Raw genomic sequence first — 8,060 nt, 5'->3', positions numbered from 1 at the left:
GACGTCGGCGTGTCGGAGCCCAAAGGTCCCGACACGCCGGGGTCCCGACACGCCGAGGCGTGCAGTTTCAATTGAAACTGCGGATGGGACTGAGCCTTTCCGCGCAAGTTCTTGTTGCAATGTGCGATCAACTCTTGTTTGGTCGTGTGGCTCCGCGGGGCGGGGTACGCGCAGCTCGTGGACTTGGTCGAACGTGAGTCTTGATCAGGAACAACGCCGCGCGCTGCGACGCTGTGGACATGAGGAACCCGGTGCTTCCGTGCTGGAGGGCCAGCACGGAAGCACCGGGTGAGGGGTTTGGTGGCGGGTGACTAAGGCTGTCGGATCAACTGGTCGAGTCGGGCCTGGGTGAGAACCCGCGGCAGTTGGGTTTGTGGTGTGTTGCCGATGACCAACGGTCGCATCATCTCCACGGCACCGCCGGTGCTTGCACCGTCCTCATGGGAGAGAATGTGGCAGTGCCAGACCGAGGCACCTGGGACGGTGAACGTGCCCGCCCACGCGGTGATGTAGTCCGGCGGAGAAACGAAATCTTCCTTTGGACCGGTTTCGTAAGGACGAGGCGGTTCGAACGGTCCGATGCTGGACGGTACGGGTTTTCCGTTGGCGTCCCACTGGCCGACATGCCAGCGCCCGATCAGCCGCAGTTCGACCATGTGCAGATGGATCGGGTGTGAGTCTGGGCTGTGGTTTCGCATGGCCCACGTCTCGGTCGAGTTCAGCTGGGGCGTCTCGGTCGGTGGGTCAAGGAAGTTCAGCAGCTGGTCTTTGTCTCCGAGCTGCGGCACACCAGGAGTGGCCTCGCCGGCCTGCACTGTCCGCAGCCGGGACCGAGCCAGCAGAGCCTCGGGCGGAAGGACGTTGTTCGTCTCCGGCAGGACCTTCGGGATTCGAGACTTATCCGGTGAGCTGGTCGAAGTCCCAACGTCGAACCGCATGATTTGAGGAATTCCGCCCCCTGTGGGGTCGACATCGTCCATAGGGCCGAGAGGCGTCGGAGCGTTGTTGGACAGCACCCAGTTCTGGCCATTGTGGCCGGTGAAGTCGACGACCACCTTGTACCGCTCCCCGGGGCCGATGAGCAGCTCGTCGACAGGGGCCGGGTGGAACAGGTACCCGGAGTCGCTGGCCACCACGGTCATCTTGGGCGGTGCAGAGGCCGTCGGGCCACTAGCTTGCTTGAGGCTCACGCGGTAGAAGCGGGAATCGGAGCCGTTGAGCAGGGTGAAGGTGTAACGGCGCGGTTCGACTTGCTGCTTCGGGGCGACCGCGCCGTTGACCACCGGCAGATCCCCGAAGAACTCGGGGTTAGCGTGGTTGTAGCACAACGTGTAGTCGGGATTGAAGGACTTGTCCTGGATCGCGAAGCTTTTGGCAAAGTCGCCCTTGGGAAGCGGGAAGTTCTCTTCCCGTTCATCGGTGTTGGGCATGAAGCCCGCGAGGCCCTCGTACACGTGGTACGAGGTGTTTTCGTGATCGTGGTCGTGGTACCACAGCGGGCCTGCGGCCTGGTCGTTGGGGTAATGGTTCGTTCGCGAGGCCCCCGGCGGGATCTCCGGTTGAATGGGCTCGGGTGAACCGTCGCTGGGAGCCGGCTGCAGACCAGCGTGACGGTGGGTGGTGATCTTGTTGTTGTTGTTCGGCTGGTCGAACGGGAATATCGGAGTTCCGGCCGCTGGTAGATCGTTGACCACCGTCACATCGATCGGCTTGCCCTTGTGCGTGGTGATCGTCGGGCCGAGGTAGTCCACTGCCGCATTCGGCGTGCTGTACCCCAAGGTCCGCACGGCGGGCCAATCGCTGTGGAACGCGTGGCTACCGACATGCGCGGTGAGGGTGTAGTGACCGGGCGCGTCAGGCTTGGCCGCGGGGGGCTGTTGGACCTCGTCTTTGAAAAACGTCGGCACCGGGGATGGCCCGCACGGCACGGCTGCCTCAGCTTTCGGGGCAAGTGGGGCGGCAGATACGAACAATCCCGTACCCACCATTGCCACGCTGGTAAAAGCTCCCAGCACACGTATCCGCGCTGGGCGTCTTTCAGGTCGCCAACGGCGGCGCAGCCTCTTGTTACCCACACCAACTCCCTCAAGTTCTCGACCGGTGACACGCGCCCTGAACGGCACCGTGGTGATCCACATGTTCTGAGCGCACCAAGTAAGACTCCGGCAGCTTTCTTGATCACCTGATGGCTTTGGGGGGATGGATAGGTCATTGGAGCGACAACAAGCACGCGATCGATTGATCGTCCACATGGGACATCGATCAGCAGAGCCGATCAGTTCCACGTTCATGCATCAACTGAGATCGACGTGTCAAGCATCGGCCGAGATCTCACACGAGGAAGGACGTGCACGTTGCCGAATTGCGCCCTACGGGATCAAGGCGCCGCCTTCGGCGGTGCAGCCGGACGTCCTGGCTCGGCGCTTGCGCGTGCGGCCTGGCGGCGGTTCGCGCGCCGGCCACCGCCCGGCCGACGAACGGCAGGCGCAGAATCCATGAAGTTGATCCATGGAAAGAACACTTCATGCCGGGGTTCTGCGCTTTTCTGTTGCACCGCAACAGGTTCGACGTGTCCCAACCGTCCCGAATCGGGAACTGCTCAACGCCACCGAAGGTTACTCGGCAAGGCTCACTCGCCCGGTCAGGTGGTGGCCGGGGTTCGGGTCAGGCGGCTGAGGCGTCGTTTGCCGATGACCCGGCAGGCCAGGTAGATCACGAACGAGATGATCGTGACGAAGGCGCTCACCGGAGCTCCCGGGGCCAGCGACAGGACGATGCCGCCCAGGACCGCGACCTCGGCGAAGACCACCGCCAGCACGGTCGCCTTGAGCGGGCTCGCGGTCACCCGAGCCGCCGCAGCGCCCGGGGTCACCATCAGCGCCAGCACCAGCAGCGCACCGACGGTGTGCACGCCGAGCGCGGTCGCCACGCCGACGAGCACCGCGAACAGCGGCGTCAGCACCCGGGCCGGCACCCCGCGCGCAGCCGCGACGTCGGGATCAACGCTGGCGAACAGCAGCGGCCGGTAGACGAAGCCGAACACCACCAGCACGAGCACCGCGCTGGCGGTGAGCAGCAGGACGTCGGTCGAGTCCACCCCGACGATCTGACCGACGAGCAGGCTGAACTTGTTCGCGGTGCGCTCCGGGTTCAACCACAGCAGCAGCACGCCGACGCCCAGGCCGAACGACAGGATCGCGCCGATCACCGAGTCCCGCTCGGTACCGCGCTGACCCAGCAGGCCCAGCAGCAACGCCGCCACCACAGCCCCGGCCAGCGCGCCGACGCCCACGCTGACGCCAACCAGCAACGCCGCCGCGGCACCGGTGAAGGCCAGCTCAGCGGTGCCGTGCACGGCGAAGGACATCTTCCGCGCCACCACGAGCGGCGCCAGGCACCCCGACACCAGGCCGAGCGCCGCGGCGGCCAGCAGCGCCTGCTGGACGAACGGGTAGCCGAGCAGGTTCACCATCGTGCTGAAGTCGAAGAGCTTGCTCAGCGCCTCGGTCATCGCGTTCACGCCTCGTCAGCCTCTTCCACGTGGCAGTGGTCGTGGTCGTCGGCACCGGCGACCACCAGCCGACCGCCGACGCGGGCGACCTCGATGTCGGTGCGGTACAGCTCGGACAGGGTCGCCGAGTTCATCACCTCGTCCGGGGTGCCGACCCGGAACCGGCCGTCGACCAGGTAGAGCACCCGGTCGACCAGCGGCAGCACCGGGTTGATCTCGTGCGTCACGAACAGCACCGCGGCCCCGGCCCGGCGCGCCTGGTCGGCGATCAACCGGCTCACCTTGCGCTGGTGCGCGATGTCCAGCGACAGCAGCGGCTCGTCGCACAGCAGCACCGACGGGTCGCTGACCAGCGCCTGAGCCACTCGCAGCCGCTGCTGCTCACCGCCGGAGAGCAGCCCCAGCGGCATCCGCGCGTACGGCGTCGCCTCGACGGCCTCCAGCGCGGCGGCGACCCGGCGCTTGCGCTCGCGGCGGCTGCCGAACCCGATGCCCCAGTGGTGACCGTCCAGCCCGAACCCGACGAGGTCGCTGCCGCGCACCGTCACGGTGGCTTCCAGCGCCCGCTGCTGCGGGATGTAGCCGATCCGGTTGCTGCCGCGGCGCGCCGGTTCGCCGGCGATCTCCACGCTGCCCGCGCTCAGCGACTGCAGTCCGAGCAGCACCTTGAGCAGGCTGGTCTTGCCGGAACCGTTCGGCCCGAGCACGGCCAGGAACTCGCCGGGAGCGACTTCCAGGTCGAGCCCGGACCACAGGGTCCGGCTGCCGTAGGCGAGCGCAGCGTCCTGCAGCCGCACCGCCGGAGCGGTGGGCGGCGCGATGGCCTGCGCGGTCTCGGGTTTGGCGGTCATGCCTCAGCGATTCTGGTTGAGGGCGCTCTGGAGCGCTGTGATCTGGGCGTCCATCCACTGCACGTAGGTCTTGCCCTCCGGCAGGGTTTCGGTCATCTCCACGACCGGGATCTGGTTCTGCTCGGCGGCGCTGCGCACGTTGCGGGTGACCGGCGATTCAGTCTGCGGGTTGTAGACGACCGCCGCCGCCTGCTTGCCGTTGATCGCGTTCTGGATCTCGGCGACCGCCGCGGCCGACGGGTCGGACTCGGCCTCGATGGCGTTGACGAACGACTGCGGGGTGACGTCGCGCAGCTGGGCGGACTCGATCAGGTAGTGCGCGACCGGCTCGGTGACGATCACCGGCTTGCCGTTGGCGGACTTGGCGATCTCGCCGACCTTGCCCTCCAGCGCTTCGACCTCGGCCTCGAACTGCCCGGCCGCCTGGTGGAACTGCTCGGCCTTGCCGGGCTGGAGCTTGCCGAGCTCGTCGGCGACCTGGTCGGCGACCTGGTGCACGACGTGCAGGTCGTACCAGACGTGCTCGTTCACCGAGTGGTTGTGACCAGCGTGTCCGTGGTCGTGACCGGCGTGCTCGCCTTCGGGGTGCTCGCCCTCGGGGTGCGCGCCTTCGGCGTGCTCGCCCTCGTCCGCGACGGCTTGCACGGTGGGCTTCTGGCCGTTGCTGCGGAGGATCTCCTCGATGAACGAGTCGTAGCCGCCGCCGTTGAACACCACCAGGTGCGCGTCGGTGACCTTCGCGGCGTCCTGCGGGGTGCTCTCGTACGAGTGCGGGTCGGCGTTGGGGTCGCTGACGATCGACTCGACCTCGACGGCGTCGCCGCCGACGGCCTGCGCGACGCTGCCCCAGACGCTGGTGGAGGCGACGACCTTGATCTTGTCGTCCGGTCCGGGCGCGGTCGGTCCCCCGGTTCCGCAGGCTGTCAGTGCGAGGGCGGCAGCGGCCAGTCCGGCCACGGCGGTGGACGCAGAGCGACTGCGAGAGGTCATCGACCGCACTCCTAGGTGATCAGTTTTGCGCAGCAGGCTGACGGCTTACTGCGAACGGTAACGGAAACCGTTGTCAACTACAGTCTAAGCACGTCGACTTGCAACACTCCACCGAGTGGGTTATTCCCCACCTCAAGAGCCGCCCCGAGACGCGAAGACGCCCCCACCAGGAGGCGGGGGCGTCAGCCGTCGGGGTGCGCGCTCGGCGTGTCAGGCGGCCAGGCGAGCTCCGGTCTCCGGGTGGAACAGGTGCACCTCGCTGTGGTCGCGCAGGGACACCTTGACCTGCTGCCCCAGCGCCGGCGGAGTCCGGCCGTCGGCTCGGACCACGAAGCGCTCCTGGGAGCCGCCGATTTCCATGGCGCCGTGGATCAGCGCGTCCGCGCCCAGCTCCTCGACGAGCTCGACGGTCATGGCCAGCCCGTCGTCCTCGCTGGAGACCAGCGACAACGCCTCCGGCCGCACACCGAAGGTCACCTTCTCCAGACCATCCGCGGCAGCCAGCGCCTGGCGCGAAAGCGGAATGGTGGTGCCGTCCAGCACCGCCCCCTCGCCGGTCAGCGGCACCGTCTTGAGGTTCATCGCGGGCGATCCGATGAACCCGGCCACGAACGCGTTCGCCGGGTTCTCGTACAGCTCCCGCGGGCTGGCGCACTGCTGCAGCACGCCGTCCTTGAGCACCGCGACCCGGTGCCCCATCGTCATCGCCTCGACCTGGTCGTGGGTGACGTAGATGGTGGTGGTGCCCAGCCGCTTCTGCAGCGCGGCGATGTTCGCGCGGGTCTCCACCCGCAGCTTGGCGTCGAGGTTCGACAGCGGCTCGTCCATCAGGAACACGCTGGGCTCGCGGACGATCGCGCGCCCCATCGCGACCCGCTGCCGCTGGCCGCCGGAGAGCGCCTTGGGCTTGCGGTCCAGGTACTTCTCCAGGTCCAGCATCCGCGCCGCTTCGGTGACCTTGTCCTTGATGACGTCCTTGGGCGTCTTGCGGAGCTTGAGCGCGAAGCCCATGTTCTCGGCCACGGTCATGTGCGGGTACAGCGCGTAGGACTGGAACACCATCGCGATGTCCCGGTTCTTCGGCGGGGTGTGCGTGACGTCGCTGCCGCCGATGGTGATGCCACCCTCGTCGACGTCCTCCAGGCCGGCGAGCATCCGCAACGCCGTCGACTTGCCCGAACCGGACGGACCGACCAGCACCAGGAACTCACCATCGGCGATGTCCAGCTCCAGCTGGTCGACGGCCCTGACCGGCGGATTCCCCTGGTACACGCGAGACGCGTTGACGTATGCAACCTCAGCCATATGTGACGCACCTTTCACTGAACCGGTCCCGAAACCGTAACCGGTCCCACACGAAAGGTCATCCCCTCGAATGAACCAACTCTCTGCGTGATCACTCTGCGTCGCTCCGTGTTCGCGACTCGAACATGAGTGGGATCTGCATCATGCTCACTTCACCGAGGGGTACTGAACCGTTACGGTTCCTCCATGGCGCGGTCAACGAATGCCCGGCGGCCTGCGACGCTCGCCTCGCTCGCTGCAGAACTCGGGGTCTCCAGGACCACGGTTTCGAATGCGTACAACCGTCCTGACCAGCTCTCACCCGAGCTGCGCAAGCGGGTGCTCGAGACGGCTCGCCGCCTCGGCTACCCCGGTCCGGACCCGGTTGCGCGTTCCCTGCGCACCCGGAAGGCGGGTGCGGTCGGCTTGCTGCTCACCGAGAACCTCTCCTACGCGTTCCGCGATCCGGGCGCCGTCGGCTTCCTCGAAGGGCTGGCGCTGGCCTGCGAGGACGCCGGACAGGGCCTGACCCTCATCCCGGCGAGCCCCGAGCGCGAGGACGTCGCAGCGGTGCACCGCGCCGGCGTGGACGGCTTCGTCGTCTACTCCGTTCCCGAGGACGACCCGCACCTGGCCGCCGTCCTCGAGCGCCCGGTGCCGGTGGTGGTCTGCGACCAGCCGCGGCTGGACAACGTCGACTGGGTCGGCCCGGACGACCGCAAGGCCATCAAGAGTGTCGCCGACCACCTGATCGGGCTCGGCCACCGCCGCATCGGCGTGCTCTGCATGCGCCTGGCGCGCGGCCGCAACGACGGCCCCGCGTCCGTGCAGCGGCAGGCCAACGCCAGCTTCCACGTGCAGAAGGCCCGGCTGACCGCGCTGGCGGAAGCCTTCAGCGAAGCAGGCGTCGACTGGACGACGGTCCCGGTCGTGGAGCGCTTCGACCACACCACGGCGTCCGGCGCGTCGGCGGCGGCCCAGCTGCTGGAGATCGACCCGGACATCACCGCGATCGTGTGCACCTCGGACATACTGGCCCTCGGCGCGCTCAGCGAGGCCCGCAACCGCGGCCTGCGGGTTCCGGAGGACCTGACGATCACCGGTTTCGACGGCATCCCGGACGCCGAGCGGGCGGGCCTGACGACGGTGCGCCAGCCGTGGCTGGAGAAGGGCCGCGCAGCGGGTCGCCTGCTCCTGGAGACCAGCGAGCCGGGCCGTCCCCGCCACATCCAGCTGGAGACCCAGCTGATCACCGGCAGCACCTCGGCCCCACCCCGCTCCGCAGAAGAGCGCTGGTTCGGCCCGTAACACCCGCAGTTTCAATGAGGCTTTTCCATCCTCGTCCTGCGTAGCGGTGCAAGTGGCGGAACCTCAGCGCCCGCCTGGACTCCGGGTGCCCGACTTTATGTATGCCAATACACGGC

6 protein-coding genes are annotated in these 8,060 nt (G+C 67.6%); 1 reads left to right on the top strand and 5 read right to left on the bottom strand.

Annotated features, from left to right (window positions below; translation table 11 throughout):
• Positions 1-311: 311 nt before the first annotated feature.
• From ABTZ89_RS31935 to ABTZ89_RS31915, 5 genes are all read right to left on the bottom strand, one after another.
• Complete coding sequence (locus tag ABTZ89_RS31935; RefSeq protein ID WP_351051748.1) at positions 312-1,988, bottom strand: multicopper oxidase family protein; 1,677 nt, start codon at positions 1,986-1,988, stop codon at positions 312-314.
• 653 nt (positions 1,989-2,641) lie between these two features.
• On the bottom strand, positions 2,642-3,499 hold the full coding sequence (locus ABTZ89_RS31930; protein ID WP_408641904.1) for a metal ABC transporter permease: 858 nt from the start codon (positions 3,497-3,499) through the stop codon (positions 2,642-2,644).
• A 17-nt stretch (positions 3,500-3,516) separates the two neighbouring features.
• Positions 3,517-4,362: a metal ABC transporter ATP-binding protein gene (locus ABTZ89_RS31925; RefSeq protein WP_270951430.1), complete on the bottom strand. Its 846-nt coding sequence runs from the start codon at positions 4,360-4,362 to the stop codon at positions 3,517-3,519.
• Positions 4,363-4,365: 3 nt separating this feature from the next.
• Positions 4,366-5,352, bottom strand: a complete 987-nt coding sequence (locus ABTZ89_RS31920) for a metal ABC transporter solute-binding protein, Zn/Mn family (RefSeq protein ID WP_351051743.1) — start codon at positions 5,350-5,352, stop codon at positions 4,366-4,368.
• A gap of 210 nt (positions 5,353-5,562) precedes the next feature.
• Positions 5,563-6,657: an ABC transporter ATP-binding protein gene (locus ABTZ89_RS31915; RefSeq protein WP_351051740.1), complete on the bottom strand. Its 1,095-nt coding sequence runs from the start codon at positions 6,655-6,657 to the stop codon at positions 5,563-5,565.
• Between the two features lie 186 nt (positions 6,658-6,843).
• On the opposite strand from ABTZ89_RS31915, the gene ABTZ89_RS31910 reads away from it, so the two are divergent.
• Complete coding sequence (locus tag ABTZ89_RS31910) at positions 6,844-7,944, top strand: LacI family DNA-binding transcriptional regulator (RefSeq protein ID WP_270951436.1); 1,101 nt, start codon at positions 6,844-6,846, stop codon at positions 7,942-7,944.
• Positions 7,945-8,060 lie beyond the last annotated feature (116 nt).

It is taken from the genome of Saccharopolyspora sp. NPDC002686 (assembly GCF_040295745.1).
In the GTDB taxonomy this organism is placed as follows: Bacteria; Actinomycetota; Actinomycetes; order Mycobacteriales; family Pseudonocardiaceae; genus Saccharopolyspora; species Saccharopolyspora oryzae.
This window is presented reverse-complemented; position numbering and strand designations above follow the sequence as displayed.